Origin of the sequence: Bacillus cereus group sp. BfR-BA-01349 (assembly GCF_022663795.1) — a bacterium.
Lineage (GTDB): Bacteria > Bacillota > Bacilli > Bacillales > Bacillaceae_G > Bacillus_A > Bacillus_A cereus.
In genome coordinates this window covers 1-602 of the sequence record NZ_JAKUGE010000117.1, presented here as the reverse complement: position 1 = coordinate 602, position 602 = coordinate 1, and the positions used below count along the sequence as shown (strand labels likewise).

The window sequence follows — 602 nt, the reverse complement described above, 5'->3', positions numbered from 1 at the left end:
CCGTTCCCATACCGAACACGGAAGTTAAGCTCTCTAGCGCCGATGGTAGTTGGGACCTTGTCCCTGTGAGAGTAGGACGTTGCCAGGCAATCCGGAGGATTAGCTCAGCTGGGAGAGCACCTACCTTACAAGCAGGGGGTCGGCGGTTCGATCCCGTCATCCTCCACCATTTAGCCGACTTAGCTCAATTGGTAGAGCAACTGACTTGTAATCAGTAGGTTGGGGGTTCAAGTCCTCTAGTCGGCACCAGTTTTTATTGTAAGAGCCATTAGCTCAGTTGGTAGAGCAACTGACTTTTAATCAGAGGGTCGAAGGTTCGAGTCCTTCATGGCTCACCATTTTAATTAATATGCGGGTGTGGCGGAATTGGCAGACGCACTAGACTTAGGATCTAGCGCCTTTGGCGTGGGGGTTCGACTCCCTTCACCCGCACTTTTAATAAAATATCTCAAACATGTCTTGCGGAAGTAGTTCAGTGATAGAATACAACCTTGCCAAGGTTGGGGTCGCAGGTTCGAATCCCGTCTTCCGCTCCAATTTTCAATATGACATGCCGGGGTGGCGGAACAGGCAGACGCACAGGACTTAAAATCCTGCGGTGG

General features: G+C 50.8%; 5 tRNA genes and 1 rRNA gene. All 6 read left to right on the top strand.

Going from position 1 to position 602, the window contains the following annotated elements:
• Window positions 1-88 (top strand): 5S ribosomal RNA (gene rrf / locus MR169_RS27955); the annotation flags it as partial.
• A gap of 5 nt (window positions 89-93) precedes the next feature.
• Window positions 94-169 (top strand) — tRNA-Val (locus MR169_RS27950).
• A 4-nt stretch (window positions 170-173) separates the two neighbouring features.
• Window positions 174-249 (top strand) — tRNA-Thr (locus MR169_RS27945).
• A 13-nt stretch (window positions 250-262) separates the two neighbouring features.
• A tRNA-Lys gene (locus MR169_RS27940) sits at window positions 263-338 on the top strand.
• Between the two features lie 13 nt (window positions 339-351).
• Window positions 352-432 (top strand) — tRNA-Leu (locus MR169_RS27935).
• A gap of 29 nt (window positions 433-461) precedes the next feature.
• Window positions 462-536: transfer RNA gene (locus MR169_RS27930), tRNA-Gly, on the top strand.
• Window positions 537-602 lie beyond the last annotated feature (66 nt).